Annotated in this window: 16 protein-coding genes, 2 pseudogenes and 1 other annotated feature; of the genes and pseudogenes, 16 read left to right on the top strand and 2 right to left on the bottom strand. The window is 61.7% G+C overall.

What is annotated here, in order from left to right; all coding sequences use genetic code 11:
* Positions 1-163 precede the first annotated feature (163 nt).
* Positions 164-445 (bottom strand): hypothetical protein, encoded by a 282-nt coding sequence (locus ABDJ40_RS13385; protein ID WP_347610451.1) that lies wholly within the window; start codon positions 443-445, stop codon positions 164-166.
* Positions 446-774: 329 nt separating this feature from the next.
* Here ABDJ40_RS13385 and ABDJ40_RS13380 point away from each other — a divergent pair, with 329 nt between their 5' ends.
* From ABDJ40_RS13380 to ABDJ40_RS13315, 14 genes are all read left to right on the top strand, one after another.
* Positions 775-1,137: a hypothetical protein gene (locus ABDJ40_RS13380; protein WP_347610449.1), complete on the top strand. Its 363-nt coding sequence runs from the start codon at positions 775-777 to the stop codon at positions 1,135-1,137.
* A 91-nt stretch (positions 1,138-1,228) separates the two neighbouring features.
* Positions 1,229-2,533, top strand: coding sequence for a TolC family protein (locus tag ABDJ40_RS13375; protein ID WP_347610447.1), 1,305 nt, complete (start codon positions 1,229-1,231; stop codon positions 2,531-2,533).
* The gene (locus tag ABDJ40_RS13370) at positions 2,530-3,765 is read left to right on the top strand and encodes an efflux RND transporter periplasmic adaptor subunit (protein WP_347610445.1); all 1,236 of its coding nucleotides are present in this window, start codon (positions 2,530-2,532) and stop codon (positions 3,763-3,765) included. Before ABDJ40_RS13375 ends, ABDJ40_RS13370 begins: the two co-directional genes overlap by 4 nt.
* A gap of 15 nt (positions 3,766-3,780) precedes the next feature.
* The gene (locus tag ABDJ40_RS13365) at positions 3,781-6,924 is read left to right on the top strand and encodes an efflux RND transporter permease subunit (RefSeq protein WP_347610443.1); all 3,144 of its coding nucleotides are present in this window, start codon (positions 3,781-3,783) and stop codon (positions 6,922-6,924) included.
* A complete protein-coding gene (locus ABDJ40_RS13360; RefSeq protein ID WP_347610441.1) occupies positions 6,921-7,256 on the top strand; it encodes a P-II family nitrogen regulator in 336 nt (111 codons plus the stop codon). The genes ABDJ40_RS13365 and ABDJ40_RS13360 overlap by 4 nt, the downstream gene beginning before the upstream one ends.
* A 55-nt stretch (positions 7,257-7,311) precedes the next feature.
* Positions 7,312-8,238: a cation diffusion facilitator family transporter gene (locus tag ABDJ40_RS13355; protein WP_347610439.1), complete on the top strand. Its 927-nt coding sequence runs from the start codon at positions 7,312-7,314 to the stop codon at positions 8,236-8,238.
* Between the two features lie 9 nt (positions 8,239-8,247).
* Positions 8,248-8,832, top strand: coding sequence for a hypothetical protein (locus ABDJ40_RS13350; protein WP_347610437.1), 585 nt, complete (start codon positions 8,248-8,250; stop codon positions 8,830-8,832).
* Positions 8,833-8,839: 7 nt separating this feature from the next.
* Entirely contained in the window at positions 8,840-9,043 is a 204-nt protein-coding gene (locus ABDJ40_RS13345) for a hypothetical protein (RefSeq protein WP_347610435.1), read from the top strand.
* A gap of 103 nt (positions 9,044-9,146) precedes the next feature.
* On the top strand, positions 9,147-9,830 hold the full coding sequence (locus ABDJ40_RS13340; RefSeq protein ID WP_347610433.1) for a heavy metal response regulator transcription factor: 684 nt from the start codon (positions 9,147-9,149) through the stop codon (positions 9,828-9,830).
* Entirely contained in the window at positions 9,827-11,161 is a 1,335-nt protein-coding gene (locus tag ABDJ40_RS13335) for a heavy metal sensor histidine kinase (RefSeq protein WP_347610431.1), read from the top strand. The genes ABDJ40_RS13340 and ABDJ40_RS13335 overlap by 4 nt, the downstream gene beginning before the upstream one ends.
* A gap of 190 nt (positions 11,162-11,351) precedes the next feature.
* On the top strand, positions 11,352-13,928 hold the full coding sequence (locus ABDJ40_RS13330; RefSeq protein WP_347610429.1) for a heavy metal translocating P-type ATPase: 2,577 nt from the start codon (positions 11,352-11,354) through the stop codon (positions 13,926-13,928).
* Positions 13,929-13,935: 7 nt separating this feature from the next.
* A complete protein-coding gene (locus tag ABDJ40_RS13325) occupies positions 13,936-14,421 on the top strand; it encodes a DUF6328 family protein (RefSeq protein ID WP_347610427.1) in 486 nt (161 codons plus the stop codon).
* 29 nt (positions 14,422-14,450) lie between these two features.
* A complete protein-coding gene (locus tag ABDJ40_RS13320; RefSeq protein WP_347610425.1) occupies positions 14,451-15,095 on the top strand; it encodes a DUF6624 domain-containing protein in 645 nt (214 codons plus the stop codon).
* 404 nt (positions 15,096-15,499) lie between these two features.
* Positions 15,500-16,552 carry a DNA-binding protein gene (locus ABDJ40_RS13315; RefSeq protein WP_347610423.1) on the top strand — a complete coding sequence of 351 codons (1,053 nt, stop codon included), beginning with the start codon at positions 15,500-15,502 and terminating at the stop codon, positions 16,550-16,552.
* A gap of 399 nt (positions 16,553-16,951) precedes the next feature.
* Here ABDJ40_RS13315 and ABDJ40_RS13310 read toward each other — a convergent pair whose 3' ends face one another.
* Positions 16,952-17,218, bottom strand: coding sequence for a hypothetical protein (locus ABDJ40_RS13310; protein ID WP_347610421.1), 267 nt, complete (start codon positions 17,216-17,218; stop codon positions 16,952-16,954).
* Positions 17,219-17,628: 410 nt separating this feature from the next.
* Here ABDJ40_RS13310 and ABDJ40_RS13305 point away from each other — a divergent pair.
* Positions 17,629-17,838: pseudogene (locus ABDJ40_RS13305) on the top strand (integrase core domain-containing protein); the annotation flags it as partial.
* A gap of 105 nt (positions 17,839-17,943) precedes the next feature.
* Positions 17,944-18,239 (top strand): annotated as a pseudogene (locus tag ABDJ40_RS13300) (IS3 family transposase); the annotation flags it as partial.
* Positions 17,976-18,092 (top strand) — a sequence feature (AL1L pseudoknot). Its footprint overlaps the pseudogene before it by 117 nt.
* Positions 18,240-18,350: the final 111 nt, after the last annotated feature.

Genomic DNA, 18,350 nt, shown 5'->3' with positions numbered 1-18,350 from the left:
CGATAGTGGGTAAGAAAGTACAGCCAGCGTGAGCGGTACCAAGCAATGGGCGAAAGAGCTTCGCATCGAACACTCCGAGATAGATGGGACAACGGGTGGATTGGTTCGTCAGGGCATCGTCCCCGCAGCAACGAGCGCGCGAGAGGGTAGACGGCGTGCCATGTCAGGCGCACTGCCGTTCAGGGCGATCCAGACCGTCGGGAATATGCGAGCTCCAGCATGACGTGCCACTGTGTTGGGCGCCCCAACCGTCGTCAATGCTGAGCATCGGGTTTACGTCGTACCAGACTGCTATCTGGGCAAGATCGCAATGGCCATGGTAGAGATCGATGACCAGTGCCAGGCCCTCGGTGCTTGACTTCTGTCCAGCCGGAGCCTCTTGCGCCTTGATGGGCGTCGGCGCCGAGTCGGTGGAAGTTCGGCCGTGGTGCACGAAGCGGCTCATCTCAGCGTCATTCGCTTCGTGCACGTAACGGGGCGCCGCAGCCGCCCATCCGGATTGAGCCGACAAGAGAACAACGAGCAGGATGATTAACCGATGGCGCATGGCTGGTACGGAAGTAGCACGCATCAGCGCAGTCTTTGCACTGATGTCGCCACTGTATGAATCGTCCGCGAACAGGATTCAGACCTAAAGATGACAAATTTGTAATCTTGGGAGCGGCGCGCTGGAGCGACGCCCGGCCACCGAGCAGCGTTTTCGGCGCCGTACTCGTCCCCTTGATCGTTAGGGCCCCTTTCCACTGTCTGCCTCCTGTGGCTACACTGATCCACATGCGTCGCTACATCGTCCTCGTGATGCTGATCGTGCTGCCACTCCAGTTCTGCTGGGCGGCTGCAGCGATCTATTGCAGCCACGAGAGCGCCACGTCCGTCACGCACTTTGGGCATCACGGTCATCAGCACCAGGCGGGCAGTCAAGGTGAAGCTGGCGCAACCGTGAAAGCCAAGGTCGGGTCGCTGGTCCTGGACGAAGACTGCAGCGTGTGCCATTCCTGCGCAGCGTCCGGGGTTCTTCCGAGTCAGCTGTCGCATGCGGAGTGCTTCGGCTCTGCGCCGGCGCTTCCCACCACGCTTCTGTTCGAGTCTTACGTCCCGTCAGGTCTTGAACGACCTGATCGAAGCATCGCCGCCTGATTCGGCGATGTCTTGAGAATCCATCGCGCCCCGCCGGGCGCTGAAGACTCGCCGAGTTCGTCCCCGTTGTTTTCACAGCCCGGAGAATTCGATGCGATTGAAGACGCTGCTAGCGGCAGCCGCGATGGCGACGACGCCATGGGCGGCGACAGCCCAGCCCGCCAAGACCGTTGAGGCCTCCCACCTCGCTACTCCGCTGCGCCTGGAAGACGCGCTGGTGTTGGCCGAGCAGGCCAATCCGGCCTTGCGCTCCCGCCAGGCTCAACTCGTTGCCACTCAGGGCGCGCGCACGGACGCGAATGCGCTGCTGTACAACAACCCTCAACTCGTGCTCGAGGGCACGCGACGCGAGGTCCCGCAAGTTGGGTTGCCAGAAGAGCGTCGCAAGGAGTGGAGCGCCAGCCTGTCACAGACTCTGGAGATTGCCGGGCAAGCTGGCCATCGTCGAAACGCTACCGCTGCGGCATTGACTGCACTGACTGCGGAGATCGAGGATCTGCGCCGCCAGGTGCGCGCTGATGTGGCTCGACAGTTCTACCGGGTGCTTGCATTGCAGCAACGGCTTCAGCTGGAGGCTCAGGCGGTGCAACTTTTCGACAGCACCGCTGCCGCCGTGCAAAAGCGCCGGGCCGCTGGCGAAGACACCAAGCTCGACGCCAATGTGACTGCTGTCGAGGCTGAACGGGCGCGAAACCAACTGGCGCAGGTCGAGGAACAGTTGACGGAGGCTTGTGGGGAGCTCGCAGAGAAGATTCAGCTGCCTCCTGCGCGCACATGCGTGGTCAAAGGCGATCTGGCCGCCATGACTGACTCCTTGCCATATGGTTTGGATTCATTGCTTGCTAGGGTGCTCGACCAGCCGCGCTTGGCCGCCATCGCCGCCCGCGAGGAGAGCGCTCGCGCCAAGCTGAAGCTTGAGCAATCCAGCCGCTATCCAGACGTCACGCTGGGCGTGAATGTCGGCCGCGAAGGTCCATTGATGGGCCGTGAGCGCTTGACCACCCTGACTGTCTCACTGCCTTTGCCTTTGTTCAAGAGGAACGCAGCAGGTATCGGTCAGGCCGCGGCGGAACTGGGACAAGCGGAAATTGAACGCGCGGCGGCGATTCGCGACGTGCAAGCCCAGGTGCGCATCCTCTGGTCCAAGCTCGATAGTCTGAAGCGACGGGTGGCACGCCTGCGCGACGTGGTGCTTCCGGCACTGTCCGACAACCAGCAGCTCTCGCTGAAGTCTCAACGGGCCGGTGAGATTGGCCTGCTGGAACTCATAGTCTTTAACAGGCAAGCGCTGGATGCCCGCCGCGACCTCATCGAAGCCCTGACTGATCTCCATGCCACCCGAATCGCGCTGGAGTTGGCCGCCGGCTGGCAGTCCACGCAAGGAACTCAACCATGACAATGACACGCACGCTGCGCTCCGGCGAACTGCTCTTTATCGCGTCCGCGTTGACTGGCTTGCTATGGACGCTAGGTGGCTGCAGCGGCGCCGAAAAGCCGACCACCGAATCGCCTGCTGCTCTCAACACGGCCAAGGCGGCCTCGGGTGCTGGTGGCCATGATGAAGGCCCAGCGATCAAGCTGGCTCCTGAGGAGGTCGCGCGCTCCGGCATCAAGCTGGAGAAGGTCACGCCCCAGGCCGTCATCGACACGGTGACCGTGACGGCGACGATTCGGGCGAACCAGGATCGAATGGCGCGCGTTGCCCCCCGCGTGGAGGGGCGCATCGCAACTTTGCACGCCAATCTGGGGGACAAGGTCAAGCCTGGCCAGACCCTGGCGGTGCTTGACAGTCTTGCCGTTGGTGAGGCTTCCGCCGCCCTCATCCAGGCGCAATCGGCCGACCGTGTCGCAGAAGCTGATCTCAAACGAGCAACCGCCCTCAATGCCGAAGAGATCATTCCGCAAAAGGAGTTCCTGCGCGCTACCGCTGAGCACGAGAAGGCTCAGGCCAGCTTGCGTGCCGCAGAAGATCGCCTGCGGTTGCTGGGCGTGTCCCCCAAGCTGGTGAACCAGCGAGTCGTCTCGACCTTTCCCGTTGTCGCCCCCTTTGCCGGTACGGTGATCGAGAAGAAGGTCACTGTGGGCAGCCTGGCCAGCCCCAACGAGCCGATCTTGGTGGTGGCTGACCTGTCAACGGTGTGGATCGAGGCCAACCTCGGGGAAACCATGCTATCCAAGGTCCGTGTTGGCGCCAGCGCGACTGTCACGCTCGACGCGTATCCCGGCGAAACCTTTGCCGGGCGCGTGACCTATGTGGCAAGCCTGCTGGACAAGGACTCGCGCACCGTGCAGGCGCGCATTGAGATGGACAACAAGGATGGCCGTCTCAAACCAGAAATGTTCGCGAGCGCCACGATCGCCAGCGCACCGAGCAAGGCGGGGAATGGAGGCCGGTTGCCGGAGGCGATGAGCGTGCCGGACGCCGCCATTGTCCTGCTGCAAGGCCAGCCCACGGTGTTTGTCTTTGAACACGGTGGGTATGAGCCGCGAGCCATACTGCCCGGCAGCAAGATGGCCGGGCGCACCATCGTGAAATCCGGCCTCGTGGCCGGAGAGCAAGTCGTGGCGGCCGGCAGCTATGCGCTCAAGGCCAGACTGTTGAAGTCGCAGATCAGTGACGAACATTGAGTCAAGGACCCCATCATGCTCAATGCCATCGTCGATGCATCCTTGCGCTACAAAGTGCTGGTGCTGGTCGCCTTCCTGGTTCTGATCGGGCTTGGGGTGCAGGCCTTTCGTCAGGTGCCCGTGGATGCCTTTCCGGATGTGACCCCAATCCAGGTCAACATCTATACGGAGTCCCCCGGCCTCGCAGCGGAAGACGTTGAGAAGCTGCTGACCACGCCTATTGAAGGTGCGATGGCCGGTCTGCCCGGCGTCGAGGAGGTGCGGTCGGTCTCGCTGTTCGGCTTGTCCTATGTTGGCATCTACTTCCGGGACGATGTCGACATCTATTTCGCGCGCCGTCTCGTAGGCGAGAAACTGCAAGAGGCCAAGGGCAGGCTGCCGCAGGGCTACGGCGACCCGGTGCTCGGTCCAAACAGCTCCGGCCTTGGGCAGGTCTTCTGGTACACGATCGAGTCGGCCGACCAGAAGCTCAATGCCATGGATCTGCGCACATTGCATGACTGGACTGTGCGGTTGATCCTGCGCACCTCGGCAGGCGTGGACGACGTCATTTCATGGGGTGGTGACGAGAAGCAGTTCCAGGTTCAGATCGACCCACGCAAGCTAATCAAGTACGGACTTTCCTTCAAGGCCGTGATGGACCGCCTGACCGCCAACAACAAGCAGGTCGGCGGCCAGTCCATTACGTTGGGTTCTGAACAGTACCTGGTGCGTGGCCTCGGCCTGGTGAGCAGCACCACAGACATTGCCTCGATCGTCGTGGCTGAGCGCAACGGCTCGCCCATCTTTGTGCGAGACGTGGCCGAGGTGAAGGAAGCCGCTGCTCCACGCTTCGGTGCAGTGACCCGCGACGGCAAGGAAGCGGTTCTGGGCATTGCCCTGGCCCGTGTGAACGAAAACGCCAAGAACGTCGTGGATGCGGTCAAGGCCAAGATGGTGACGGCGCAGGCTGCCCTGCCCAAGGGTGTGAAGCTCAATCCGATCTACGACCGTACCGAGTTGGTCGATAAGGCGCTCAAGACCGCACAAAACTCGTTGATCGAAGGAGCGGTGCTGGTCGCCATCATCCTGTTCTTGTTCCTTGGCGAGTTCCGCTCCGCGATCGTTGTCATCGTCACATTGCCGATGGCGATGCTGATCGCCTTCATTCTGATGCAACAGTTCACCGTCTCGGCAAATCTGATGTCGCTGGCGGGGCTTGCAATCGGCACCGGGATGATGGTTGACGGCGCGGTCGTCATGGTCGAGAACGCGTTCCGGCTGCTGGCCCATGCCCGCGAATCCGGGAAGACGATCCACAAGACGCGCCTGATCCTGGAGGCTGCCCGCGAAGTGGTGAACCCGATCACCTTCGCCATCCTGATCATCATCGTCGTCTTCATGCCGCTGTTCTCCCTGACGGGCCTGGAGGGCAAGCTTTTCAAGCCGATGGCATACACGATCACCTTCGCGATGATTGGCTCGTTGCTGCTGTCAATCACCCTCGTGCCCGTGCTCGCCGCCATGATCCTGAAGCCCAAGGAGGAGCGAGACACCTTTCTTGTACGTTGGTGTAAGAAAGGCTATCTGCCTTTGCTGGACTGGGCGCTCGGTCGCAAGAAGCTGGTGATCAGCGCCGCAGTGCTGCTCCTGATCGGGTCTCTCGCCTTGTTTCCTTTCCTCGGCAAGGAATTCATGCCCACTTTGCAGGAAGGCACGATCCAGTTCCGAGTGACGGGCATTCCCTCTGCGTCTTTGGACGAATCGATCCGTGTCTCAAGTGTGGTCAGCAACGAACTGCACAAAACGTTTCCGCAGGTGCGGTCGGTGCTTGCGACCATCGGGCGCGCCGAGGGTGGCGAGACCACCGACGTGAACTACATGGAGATCAACCTCGACACAAAGCCGCAATCGGAGTGGCCGGAGAAGATCAGCTACCCCAAGCTCGCCGCCGAGATGCAGGAGGCCATGGAGAAGGTCGTGCCTACCGCCGTGTTTGGCGCCACCCAACCAATCCAGTCGCGAGTGGAGGAACTTATATCGGGAGTGCGCGCCACCCTTGCGCTGAAGCTTTACGGCGAAGACTTGGAAACTTTGGATCGCCTGAGCTCGCAGATAAAGGGCGTGCTGGACAAAGTGCCTGGCGCAGCAGACCTGTCGGCCGAAGCCAACAAGGGCAAGCCACAGCTGGTCATCAAGGTCAACCGCGAGGCAGCGTCCCGATACGGCATCAACGCCGATGAAATCCTGGAGGTTGTGCAGGCCGGCATCGGTGGACAGACGGTCTCGACCCTGATAGACGGCACGAGACGCTTCGACATATCGGTGCGGCTCGCCGATGGTTTCCGGATCGATCCCACGGCGATTGGCGCCATCCCGCTGCGCACTGGTGAGGGCGCGCTGGTGCCGTTTTCGCAGGTTGCCTCGATCTCGCTCGACGAGGGCTACTCGTTTGTGCGGCGCGAGTCGCTGCAGCGCTATTCGGTGCTGCAGCTGGATGTGAAGGGGCGCGATGTCGACAGCTTCGTCAAGGAGGCCAACGAGAGGATCAGCGCGCAGGTCAAACTGCCTGCAGGCTATTGGATCGAATGGGGTGGAGCATTCGAGAACCAGCAACGTGCGATGGCCCGACTCGGGGTGATCGTGCCGCTGACCATCGGCCTGATCTTCATGCTGCTCTACACCGCCTTCAACTCGGTGCGGCATGCCGCGTTGATCATTGCCAATGTTCCATTTGCCATCATCGGTGGCATCGTCGGCCTGTTCATCAGCGGACAGTACCTGTCCGTGCCCTCGGCGATCGGCTTCATCGCGGTGTTTGGCGTGGCGATGCTCAACGGCATCGTGATGGTCAGTTTTCTCAACGATCTGAGACGGCGCGGCCGACCCGTGCGGGAAGCCGTTCGGGAAGGTGCTGCCTTGCGGCTCCGCCCGGTGCTCATGACCGCGTCGGTTGCCATCCTCGGGCTGATCCCAATGCTGCTCTCGACCGGCGTTGGCGCGGAAACACAACGTCCGCTGGCGACGGTGGTGGTCGGCGGCCTGTTCACCTCGACCGCGCTGACGCTCTTGCTGCTGCCACTGATTTACGAGTGGCTGGAACTGCGCGCCGAGAGCAAAGCGCGTCACCTCCCGCCGGAAACATCCGCCCCGCCACCCGCTGAAGGAGCCCCGTCATGAAAGAGATCAAGGCCTATGTCCATCGCAATCGCATCGGTGATGTGATCAGCGCCCTCAAGAGCACTGCAGCCTGGTCCGTAGCCGGCAACGGGGCGCACAACCTGACCGTCTACATGGTCAAGGGCTCTCTCGTTCCTCTGGACGACGACGAGCGCCACTACTCGTTGGATCTTGGCGACGAGGTCGTCAATGAATACAAGCTGGAGTTGCATTGCGAGGACGCACATGTCGAGGACCTCGTCGATGCGATTCGCAGCGCTGGCCACACGGGTCAGCCCAACTCGGGCTGGATCTACGTGGCAGATATCGCAAGCACCGTCGAAATCCAGTGACCGGCTCTTGACAGTCCATTCCTGTCCTTCGAAGTGACATCAGAAATCTAGAGCGATGAGCGACAAGCATTCCCACGCTGTGCCTGCGAACAAGAACGAAGCCACCCTATGGGTAGCGCTCGCACTCACCTCCACATTCCTGGTCGCCGAAGTAGTCGCGGGCGTGATGCTTGCCAGCCTGGCCTTGCTGGCCGACGCTGCACACATGTTTACGGACGCCGCCGCCTTGGGTGTGGCCCTGGCGGCCGTGCGCTTTGGTCGCCGTCCCGCCGACGGTCGGCGCACCTATGGCTACTACCGCTTCGAGATCCTGGCCGCAGCGTTCAACGCCATGCTGTTGTTCGCCGTCGCCCTGTACATCCTCTATGAGGCCTGGCAGCGATTCAACCACCCGGCGGAGGTTCAAACCACCGGCATGCTGATCGTGGCGGTGCTTGGCTTGCTGATCAACCTGGTCAGCATGCGGCTGCTCAGCAGCGGCAAAGATGAAAGCCTCAACCTCAAGGGTGCCTACCTGGAGGTCTGGAGCGACATGCTCGGCTCGCTGGGCGTGATCGCTGCCGCGGTCCTGATCCGCTACACCGGCTGGGTGTGGGTTGACACGGTGGTTGCCATCGGCATCGGACTGTGGGTTCTGCCGCGGACATGGATCCTGCTAAGGGATGCGTTGAACATCCTGCTCGAAGGTGTTCCCGAGGGCGTTGACCTGGTCAAGATCGAGCAGGCCGTTCGGACGTGCGGCGGTGTGACAGACCTGCACGACCTGCACATTTGGTCTCTGAGCAGCGGCAAGCACACCCTTACGAGCCATATCGTCTACGACCGCAACAGGGTCGACGCGGACAACCTGCTGGTCACGCTCCATGTCCTCTTGTCCCGTGATTTCGGGATCCATCATGTCACCTTGCAGCTCGAATCGAAGTCTTGCGAAGAGGCTGAGGCAGCGCACACCTACCAGCCCGCCGTTCGGCAAACCAGCTAGGAGAACCTCATGTGGCAACGACGTTCATGGATCCTGAGAGCATGCGGCAGCTTGGGCGCATGGAGTTCGGTCGTCTTCCTGGGCGGGTGCGCCAGCCAACCGCCACGCAAGCTCAATGCCAGCGGCCAAGCATGCTTGGTGCTGCAGCGTCCGCGCCGCTTGATCTGCAGTGATGCGCCGGCACCTTCGGTCGAGGCCGAGAGGGACATCCGGGAACTCGGGCCCGTCGCCGATGCAATCTCCGTCTACCTGATCCGAAGACGTATTGGCGATGTGGGCGGTGCCGTACCCATATCAATTGACGGACTTCGCAGTTTGACGGTTCCGCCGTTTTCGATGGCCAGATTGCGCCTCTCGTCAGGAAGGCACCGGCTCTTGCTGACATGGCAGGGCGAGGAAGCGGCGCTGGAGATCGGGGGGCAGGCTGGCAGCGTTCGCTTCATCGAGCTGTACCGCAGCTCTGGATTCTGGACTTCGCACGGCCGCTACAACTGGCGGCTGATTGAGAAGGAAAACATGGCAGACCTCGCGCTGGATTGCCGAGTAATCGCAGACCTTGATGTGCGGAGCCCCCCTTCCACGCGAGTTGGTTGATCGTTACATGACTCATGACTTGACCCACTGGCGCGACAAGCACCCCAACATGGTTGCCTTCATGGTCACTGCCGTCGTGATCGGCTTGGTCGTTGGCATCGCCTATTTCGGCTACCTCCATTTCCGCAATCGAAAAATCCGCGAGCTGCGCCGTGTCCAAAACCGCTCGCGCGACCGAACACGAAGCAGGAAGAATCGCAAGCGAAGATAGCGATGTCGCCAAGCCCAGAAACTCTGGGCAAGCGCGCCAAGTCTGCCCGCCCAGATGACAAGTTTGTCATCCGCGACGTAGGCCCTGACGTAACAATGTCGATATGAAGCTGCTAGTCATCGAAGACGAAGTAAAGCTCGCTGAGTACCTGCACAAGGGTTTGAGTGAGGAGGGCTATGTCGTGGACCTTGCCCATACCGGTATCGACGGCCTGCATCTGGCCTCGACGGGGGACTACGATCTGCTCATCCTGGACGGCATGCTGCCCGGCATCGACGGTTTGGCGGTTCTGACCGCATTGAGACAAAGCAAGCAGACGCCAGTGCTCATGCTCACCGCCCGAGGACAGGTCGAGGACCGAGTCAAGGGTTTGCAGACGGGGGCGGATGACTACTTGGTCAAGCCGTTTGCATTTTCCGAACTGGTGGCTCGCATTCAGGTGCTGCTGCGCAGGAGTCAGCCGTCGCGCACAGACGCCGAACCGACAGTGCTTCACCTGGCGGACCTTGATGTCGATCTGATCCGGCGCAAGGCCACTCGCGCGGGTCAGCGTCTGGACCTCACCGTGAAAGAATTCAACCTGCTTAGTCTGCTACTGCGGCGCCAAGGTGAGGTGCTGTCCAGAACCGAGTTGGCCGAGCAGGTCTGGGACATGCACTTCGACAGCGAGACCAACGTGGTCGAAGTCGCCGTTCGGCGCCTGCGCAACAAGCTGGACTCGCCGTTCGAGCGCCCGCTGCTGCACACAGTCCGGGGCATGGGCTATGTGCTGGAAGCGCGCCAATGACGGTGCAGCGTTCTGCCCTTGCGCTTCGTCAGCGCCTGTCGCGATGGTTGGCCCTGCAGACCTTCATAGGTCTGGGCCTCGTTTGTACAGCCGTTTACATCGTCACGGCGGCAACTCTGAGCAACCGGCAGGACGACACGCTGAATCAGAAGAGCGCGATGGTGAAGCACTTGCTCCAGGAGGGGCGCATGCCGGTGGGTGATCCGCGGCTCAAACATCAACTCAATGATTTTCTGGCCGGGCATGAAGAACTCGCCTTGCGTCTGCTCGAGAAAACTGGCCACTCGCTGTACGCATCATCTTCTTCACAGCCAATGCTGCCCCCCTTCAAGAAGCGCCACTTCGAAGTGGTGGTTCCGGACGATCCTCGGGGTGTCGCTCAGGCCGAGTTGACGCTGAGCACGCGCGCCGATGAGGTCTTGCTGCGGCAACTCGGCATCACGCTGCTCGCCGCCGCAATCATCGGCACCGCTGCCGTCTCCATTGGATGTATTTGGCTGGTGCGACTGGGACTGGCTCCGCTGCGACACCTGGTCGAACAGACTCGCCATCTGACGGCCAGCCAACTCGACAAGCGCTTGGACGGCTCCGAGCAGCCTCGTGAACTACAGCCCTTGATTGAGCAATTCAATGCGCTGCTTGAGCGCTTGAACCACGCATATCACCGCATGGAGGGATTCAATGCTGACGTCGCGCACGAGCTCAACACTCCCCTGGCGACCCTGATCAGCAGCTGTGAGGTGGCCTTGCGCAAGTCGCGTTCGGCGGACGACTTGCGCGAGGTACTTGCCTCGAATCTGGAAGATCTGCACCGCATCGCTGTCATCGTCAAGGACATGCTGTTTCTGTCGCATGCAGATCAAGGCTCTAGCGCACGCCGCTCCGAAGTGCAGAGCTTGGCATCATTGGCGAACGACGTGGTGGAATTCCACGAGCCCGCGATGCAAGAGGCCTCGTTGAGGGCCGAAGTCATCGGCGACGCGTCAGGCATGTTCGATGCAGGTCTGCTTCGTCGTGCCTTGTCGAACTTGCTGGGCAACGCCACACGTTACGCGACAGCGGGTAGCAAGGTACTTGTCAACATCGAGCAAGTACCCTCAGGCGCCGTTCGACTGGTCGTGCTCAATCGCGGCCCGACCATTGAACCGGATCACTTGCCGCGTGTGTTCGATCGCTTCTACCGCGGCGACCCCGCGCGTGCGCATGGCGACATGAATCATGGGTTGGGCTTGTCCATCGTTGCTGCGATCGCGCAGATGCACGGCGGAGAGCCCTTCGCTGAGTCCGAGGCAGGGGTCACTCGAATCGGTATCGAAATACCAGTCAGGTGACCCTGCTTGTTCATCGCAAGAGCGCCGGTGGACGCCGCCTGATTAGTTGTGCCCAGCCTCGCCGCGCAGCAGCTGTATGTCCACCGGCGCCAAAGGAGAGACCGAAAGCGCGGGACTATCAAGCGGCGACGTCGAAACAAGAGGTGGCTGCCATAGCAGCTACCGACCTATCTAGGAAAGTGATATCGCAATGAGCCAATCTCAGAAGCTTCGCCTGGATCTACCCCTGCTGCTGCCAGACATTCCGGATACCCAGGATGCCTGCGTCATCCGGCTGCAAGAGCGCATGACCGGACGACCCGGCGTCGCGCAGGCCCATGTGGTCGGCGTGGCTGAAGGCAAGCCCCAGCTCTGCGTTCACTACGACCCTGCGGTGATCTCGGTGGCCAGGCTGCGTGAGCTGGTGATCTCCTCCGGTATTGAGATCACTGACCGGTATGCCCATTTCATAGGAACGGTGCCCGGTCCCTTGCATGCGCGTGCGGCCGAACGCATTGCCAGCCAGCTTCGTGCGCTGATCGGCGTGATCGAGGCCGAAGTGTCAGCAGCCGGTGCCATGCGCATCGAGTACGACCGAACAGCAGTCGATCTTGCTGACATGCACAAGAGGCTCAATGCACTTGGTGTTGCCGTGAGTGCTGTTGAGAAGCGTTCGGAAGGGGCCGGCAGCTCTTCAACGGTTCGCAAGGCTGACGCCGGGGACGATCACAAAGAGGACCACAAGGGCCACAAACACGACAAGGACCACGTCGAGGGTGAAGAGGGCCATGACCATGGCGGCCCCTTCGGCGAGAAGTCCGAACTCATCTTTGCTGCAATCGCTGGCGCTTTGCTGCTGGCTGGGTGGCTGTGTGGTCGAAGCATGCTGTTCCCCAGCTGGCTGCCGACTGCTCTTTGCGCTGCCTCCTACTTCTTTGGCGGCTTCTTCACGGTCAGGGAGGCCATCGAAAACTTGCGCGCTCGGCGCTTTGAGATCGATACCCTCATGCTCGTCGCTGCTGCCGGTGCCGCGGCTCTGGGCGAATGGGGCGAAGGAGCGCTGCTGCTCTTCTTGTTCAGCCTTGGGCACTCGCTGGAGCACTATGCAATGGGTCGTGCTCGGCGGGCCATTGAGGCCTTGGCCAAGCTGGCACCTGAAACCGCCACCGTCCGTCGCGGCACGAGCACTGAAGTCGTTCCTTTGAACCAGCTGCAAGTCGGCGACGTCGTGATCGTGAAGCCCAATGAACGCCTGCCGGCTGATGGCGCAGTCGTCGTGGGGACCTCGAGCATCAATCAGGCACCTGTCACTGGGGAAAGCGTACCCGTCGACAAGAAGCCGGTAGAAAATGGTCAAGCCGCAGTCGAGGGATTCGAGCGCTTGCCGGCAGAGAACCGGGTGTTTGCGGGCACGATCAATGGCGCCGGCGCCATTGAGGTGATGGTGGCTCGCAAATCAGATCAATCGACGATGGCTCGCGTGGTCAAGATGGTCACCGAAGCTGAAGCTCAACGTTCGCCCACGCAGCAATTCACTGAGAAGTTCGAGCGCGTCTTTGTACCTATGGTGCTCGCCCTGGTCGTGCTGCTGATGTTCGCCGGGCTCGTGGTCGATGAGCCGTTCTCAGCAACCTTCTATCGGGCGATGGCTGTGCTGGTTGCAGCCAGTCCGTGCGCGCTTGCGATCTCGGTGCCCAGCGCGGCTCTCAGTGGAGTGGCGCGAGCCGCGCGCGGCGGCGTGCTCGTCAAGGGCGGCGGACCCTTGGAGAACCTGGGCACGCTCACATCCATCGCTTTCGACAAGACTGGCACGCTGACCGAGGGCAAACCTAAGCTCACTGACGTGGTTCCAGCTCAAGGGGCGCCCGAGGCCGAGCTGCTGGCAGTGGCCCTTGCCGTGGAAGAGCACAGCGACCACCCATTGGCGGCCGCGATCGTCAGCGGCGCCAAGGCGCGGCTGGGCGACAAGGCTGAGCTTCTGCAGGTCTCCGACGTCAAGAGCATCATTGGCCGCGGCGTGCAGGCCCAGCTGGGCGGCGAGACGGTGCATATCGGGAAGCCGGTCCTGTTCACCGAGCTGCCGGATTCCAAGGTGCCGGGCGACGTCGACGAGGCGAACGCCAAGCTGGTGGCCGCTGGGCGCACGACCATGATCGTGCGCAAGGGCGGGCGCTTCTTGGGTGTCATCGGCGTCATGGACACACCGCGCCCTGTCGCCGGTCAGGTGATGAGCGAGCTGCGCAAGCTCGGCATCGAGCGGCTCATCATGATCTCTGGCGACAACCAGAAGGTCGCTGAGGCTGTGGCGCAGACCATGGGCCTCACCGCGGCTCGCGGTGACCTGATGCCCGAGCAGAAGGTCGAGGAGATCAAGAAGCTTCGCAACGAGCACGGCAAGGTTGCAATGGTGGGCGACGGCGTCAACGACGCGCCCGCCATGGCCAATGCAACTGTGGGCATCGCGATGGGCGCCGCCGGATCCGATGTGGCCCTGGAAACCGCCGACGTGGCACTGATGGCGGACGACTTGGCGCAACTGCCGTTTGCAGTGAGCCTGTCGCGAAGCACGAGCCGGATCATCAAGCAGAACCTGTGGGTGAGCTTGGGCGTCGTTGCCGTGCTGATTCCGGCCACGATCCTGGGGTTGAACATCGGGACCGCCGTGATCTTCCATGAAGGGTCCACGTTGCTGGTGGTCGTCAACGCGCTGCGTTTGCTGGCCTACAAGCCATTCGACAAGAGCACGAGGCCGGTCGAGCCAGCCGGCGAGCCCGTGAAGGCGGCGTGAGGCGGACATGACCTCGAACGACAACGAACAGCCGCCGGCACAAGCGGTGCAGGCCATTGATGACGACGGCGACTTGACGGACATGCTGGGCGAGTTGCGAGGGCTGCTGCCGACCGCGCAGCTGCTGTCCGCGTTCTTGATCGCGGTTCCCTTTGCACCCGGATTCCGGAGCATCGTCCAGGCGGAAAGGAACGTCTTCTTGGCGACGTTCATGCTGTCGGTCGCTAGCCTGGTGCTCTTCACCGCGCCTGCTGTCCAGCACCGGTTGATGCGGCCATTGCGCCAGCGTGCCAGCTTCAAGGCGCGTGCCAGCAAGCAGATGCTGGTCGGCGTGGCTTTGCTGGCGGCTGCGCTGGTACTGGCAACCCAGTTCGTGCTGTCCGAAGTGCTTGGGCACGCCGTAGGCAATTTGGCCGCCGGCGGCGTCGGTGCGCTCATCAGCACGATGTGGTTGCTGGTGCCGCTGGCCTGGAACCGAAGGCAGGCTGCATGAGCGCGCAACCCTGCAGAGAAAGGCTCTTCATGTTTGAACTTCGCCGGCTAGCACTTGGAGGGATGCTGCTCGCATCCTGGGCAATGGCGAGCGCCTCAGATTCGCGCAGCCCGGCAAACTGCGTCGCCTTGCCAGACTTGGCTGCCATGCACCAAGTCGGCAATGCGGTGCGCGCCGCCTACCCCTATGACTTAGATCCCAAATCGCCAGAAGCGGTCAAGGCCGCAGACCGGATCATGGTCGTTGATAGACGGAACACGGAGCGCCTGCGCCCGTGGCTGCAGCGCTGTGGATGGCCCGATGCCAGGAAGGTCGGCGAAGCAACGGAGGGCATGGTCTGGTCCTTGGTGCAGCACGCCGACCAGGATCGTCCATTCCAGCAGATGGCGAGCAGTCTGCTCAAACGCCAGGTGTTGCGAGGAGGTGCGCCCGCGATCCATCTCGCTTACCTGGAAGACCGAATTGCCATCGGGACAGGCCAACGGCAACTCTATGGCACGCAACTTGAGATGAACGGTGAGTGTTCGGTCGAACTTTTTCCGATCGACAGCCCGCTCAAGGTTGACGTTCGACGCAAGGAGGTCGGCATGGAACCGTTGAGGGTCTACGTGGCACAGGTGCGCGCCACTATGCTGCCGGAACAGTGCCGCACAGTGGCGCGACCAGCGCCATGAACCGCTCCGGTTGGTCGAACATGCGGGCACTGGGTTGCTCGTTCACCGTCCTTCGGCTGCAACGCGTGCATATCGGGACTTTGCCGATGAGTTCGCTGAGAACTCTGGCACTTGAAATGACCCGCCGCCTGTTGCGACTTCGAATAGAAAGCCGAAGTAGGCTTCAACGAGAGGTTCCAGGTTCTTGAAGGTCTCGCCGATGAGCGTCGACCACAGCCGAGCAAAACGAGCTGAGCTCCGGTCTTTGGGGCGTCGCCGGACAGTGCTTCCGCGCCTCAATCCACATCACATTGAATAACAGCATATTAAGCAATGCCAAAAAATGGCAAACAGTCCCGCGTTGACTTGAGTATCGTTTCACGTAATATGCGCGATACGTAACACATACGAAATTGGTGGCAGACATGGCTCGTCCCGGCATCCGCAAGCACGAGGTCCAGAAAGCAAGGCTGGCTCTCATCAGGAGCGGGAGACACCCCTCTATCGACGCCATTCGCATTGAGCTCGGAAACACCGGTTCCAAGGCCACGATCTCTCGGTACCTCAAGGAGATTGAAGCCGATGAAGGGGGCGCTGCGCTGCCGCAGGCCTCCATCAGCGCCGAACTGCAGGCCATCGTGGCAACTCTGGCCGCTCGCCTAGAGCTGGAAGGCCAGGAGCGCTTGGACCTTTTGCGCACGGGGCACGCCGAAGAGGTGCGCCAGCTGCGCGAGGCCATGGAACAGGTGCGCGGCGACGTCCGGGCCGCAAAGATGGAATCCGAGCACCGTCAAACCGAGTTACTGCAGGAACGGACCGCTCGGCAGCGGGTCGATGCGGAGCTGGAGGAGCTGCGCCTGGAACACCGCGAGTCGCTTGCGCAGTCCAGCGCGCAGCTGGCCGGCATGCAGGACCAGCTCAAGTCCGCCGAAGCCCATATTGCGTCCCTCGATGCAACGCATGCCAATGCACGGGAAGCGTTGGAGCACTTCCGCACCGCGTCCAAGGAGCAGCGCGATCGCGAGGCCAGGCAGCACGAGCAACAGCTGCAGTTCCTCCAGAAGGAGCTGGCAACCACAGCAGACGCTCTGTCCACCAAACAATCCGAACTCCGGGCTGCGTTGCAGGAAAAGGCCGAGGCCCTAGCGCAGTTGGGCACGGCCCGCGCCGAGAAGCGGCTGGTGGAGGAGCAACTGCGCGAACTCAAGCCCACAGCAGAGCGCCTCGCATCGCAGGCACAGGCGATCGAGGTGATGCGAGGGCAAGCGGAGCTGGCCAACCAGCAGTATGAGACGCTGCGGGCCCGCGCCAACGAGCTAGAGCAGAGGAACTTGGAGCTGGAACGGCAGCTGGCGGCCCGCAGCGCCTCCGCTCAGACGCAAGACCAGTTGCTTCACGAGGTGTTGGCCCGCATTGGTCAAGCCGAAAAGCAGGTCGGCGGAAAGCCTAATCGATCGAAGCGTACGGAGCTGAAGTAGTTCTGTGTCCGGCGCTGAACTGGGCCCACAGCTCGTCGCTGACATCGCCGGACGCTGCCAGGCCCACGCGAGCTGCCCCAGCCAGCAGCTGCGCCTTGGCCATGGGCTCCTCTTCGGGCTGGCAGTGCAGCAGGTATTCACGGCCCGATGAGGTGGTGAGGACGCGACGAGCGGGATCAACCGACCGCACCGCGCTTGTGTTTCTCACGACACCGGGTTCCCGCAGCATCAGCAGATGCAGGTGCCCTGACGAAGTTCGGAGGGCTCTCCAAGAGAGGACATGGACGCTGGGCTGCTCACTCAGCGACGGAGCGTCTCGCTCATTCATGAAGACAAAAACACCAACGGGGTTGAGTTCAGGACAGGGCATGGCAGCGTGGGCGAATGTAGTCTTTCAGATCAAGAACGAAGCGGCAGCAGGTCAAAGCTTTGGCCCAACTCCAGCACTTTGGCGAGTGTGGATTGACGATTGGTGTCGTCGACAACTACAAGCAGCCGGCGTGGCCAGTAAGGCGCTGGGCTAAGCCCCCGCGGCATCGTCGGCACCAACCGCACCTTTGTCATCACGGTTTCCCCATAGGTTTGACCGAAGAGCACGAACTCGACCTCATCAATTTCGGCGAGAAGGTGGTCGCGGAGGTCCGCTGGAAAGATGGTCGTGTCCATTGTCGAACTGACATAGTTAGCAAGGCCCGCCATCTTGTGTAGCGGAAGGCACCGCCGTCAAACCAAACTGTTTCGTTTAATTCAGAGCAGGCGCGCCGCCCGGATTCGTGCGCTGGTCAACCCATGCTGCTGTAGACACGGATCGAAGCAGGACGCTATGCGGTACCGGACACAGGCTGAGACGGTGCAGGGGATGCTCGATTGAATGCGCTCGTCGGCAGTACCGGTTGCGCCATCAGGGCGCCGTCAGAAAGAGACCTGGTGAAAGCCGCTCGCGTTGCGAGCGCTGAAGAACTCCCGCCACACGTCGGCTTGAGGCAAGCAGGAGAAACTTTTAGGGCCGAAAAGTGCTTGTATCTCAAACACTTAGGTCAATTTTTGGAGGAAATTTCCTGAATCTCGGCCAACCCTCCTTCAACGGCAAGTTCCTCGACGTGTGCTTGAACGAGCACTGGTTCGAGAGCCTGCCGCAGGCGCGCTCGACGATTGCGGCTTGGCGGCAGGACTAGAACGAGGTGCGGCCGCACAGCAGCCTGGGGCGCATTCCACCGGCGGAGTTTGCGCAGCGCCATCGCAGCAAGAACTCGCCATCACCGGCTTCAAGCAAAGAGATCAAGTAACCTTCAACCCGGACTTCCGCCTCGGTGGTACGGCGGGAGGGGGCAGGTCAAGCGAGACGGCGTCTCGACGGCGGAGTGTCAGCGCATCAAGGAGCTGGAGCGAGGCGCAAGGCCAGCGAGATTTTGACGTTGGCCAGCGCGTTTTTCGTCCAGGCGGAGCTCGATCGCCGCATCAAAGCCTGAAAGCGTTCATCGACCAGCACTGCCAGCAGCTTGGGGGCGAGTCGATCTCCCGCGTCTTGCAGGTCGCCCCGTCGGCGTACTGGCGCCATGCCGCGTGTCAGCGCAGCCCGGCCTTGCGCTCTTTGCGAGCCCAGCGCGATGTGTAACTGCTACTGCACGCATAACGCGCTTGGCAGGCCAACCATCAGATCTACGGCGCGGATAAGTGTTGGCGCCGATCTAAATTTGACCCACCCTGCCGATTGAACTTTGACCCAGGGCTTGGGGCCGACATCGGCTGATGCCGGCTGTGGACAACTGTAGCGCGGCGCTTGTTCAGCTCGCTTCGT

Origin of the sequence: Roseateles flavus (genome assembly GCF_039872765.1) — a bacterium.
GTDB lineage: Bacteria > Pseudomonadota > Gammaproteobacteria > Burkholderiales > Burkholderiaceae_C > Roseateles_B > Roseateles_B flavus.
Note: the sequence above shows the minus strand (reverse complement) of the source record. Positions and strands in the feature narration are given on the sequence as shown.

What these genes read in the sequence shown, in the direction of transcription:
- ABDJ40_RS13320 (WP_347610425.1), top strand. Translation starts at nt 14,451, where the DNA reads ATGTTTGAACTTCGCCGGCTAGCACTTGGAGGGATGCTGCTCGCATCC.
- ABDJ40_RS13360 (WP_347610441.1), top strand. Translation starts at nt 6,921, where the DNA reads ATGAAAGAGATCAAGGCCTATGTCCATCGCAATCGCATCGGTGATGTG.
- ABDJ40_RS13340 (WP_347610433.1), top strand. Translation starts at nt 9,147, where the DNA reads ATGAAGCTGCTAGTCATCGAAGACGAAGTAAAGCTCGCTGAGTACCTG.
- ABDJ40_RS13370 (WP_347610445.1), top strand. Translation starts at nt 2,530, where the DNA reads ATGACAATGACACGCACGCTGCGCTCCGGCGAACTGCTCTTTATCGCG.
- ABDJ40_RS13310 (WP_347610421.1), bottom strand. Translation starts at nt 17,218, where the DNA reads ATGGACACGACCATCTTTCCAGCGGACCTCCGCGACCACCTTCTCGCC.
- ABDJ40_RS13365 (WP_347610443.1), top strand. Translation starts at nt 3,781, where the DNA reads ATGCTCAATGCCATCGTCGATGCATCCTTGCGCTACAAAGTGCTGGTG.
- ABDJ40_RS13350 (WP_347610437.1), top strand. Translation starts at nt 8,248, where the DNA reads ATGTGGCAACGACGTTCATGGATCCTGAGAGCATGCGGCAGCTTGGGC.
- ABDJ40_RS13335 (WP_347610431.1), top strand. Translation starts at nt 9,827, where the DNA reads ATGACGGTGCAGCGTTCTGCCCTTGCGCTTCGTCAGCGCCTGTCGCGA.
- ABDJ40_RS13325 (WP_347610427.1), top strand. Translation starts at nt 13,936, where the DNA reads ATGACCTCGAACGACAACGAACAGCCGCCGGCACAAGCGGTGCAGGCC.
- ABDJ40_RS13330 (WP_347610429.1), top strand. Translation starts at nt 11,352, where the DNA reads ATGAGCCAATCTCAGAAGCTTCGCCTGGATCTACCCCTGCTGCTGCCA.
- ABDJ40_RS13385 (WP_347610451.1), bottom strand. Translation starts at nt 445, where the DNA reads ATGAGCCGCTTCGTGCACCACGGCCGAACTTCCACCGACTCGGCGCCG.
- ABDJ40_RS13315 (WP_347610423.1), top strand. Translation starts at nt 15,500, where the DNA reads ATGGCTCGTCCCGGCATCCGCAAGCACGAGGTCCAGAAAGCAAGGCTG.
- ABDJ40_RS13355 (WP_347610439.1), top strand. Translation starts at nt 7,312, where the DNA reads ATGAGCGACAAGCATTCCCACGCTGTGCCTGCGAACAAGAACGAAGCC.
- ABDJ40_RS13375 (WP_347610447.1), top strand. Translation starts at nt 1,229, where the DNA reads ATGCGATTGAAGACGCTGCTAGCGGCAGCCGCGATGGCGACGACGCCA.
- ABDJ40_RS13345 (WP_347610435.1), top strand. Translation starts at nt 8,840, where the DNA reads ATGACTCATGACTTGACCCACTGGCGCGACAAGCACCCCAACATGGTT.
- ABDJ40_RS13380 (WP_347610449.1), top strand. Translation starts at nt 775, where the DNA reads ATGCGTCGCTACATCGTCCTCGTGATGCTGATCGTGCTGCCACTCCAG.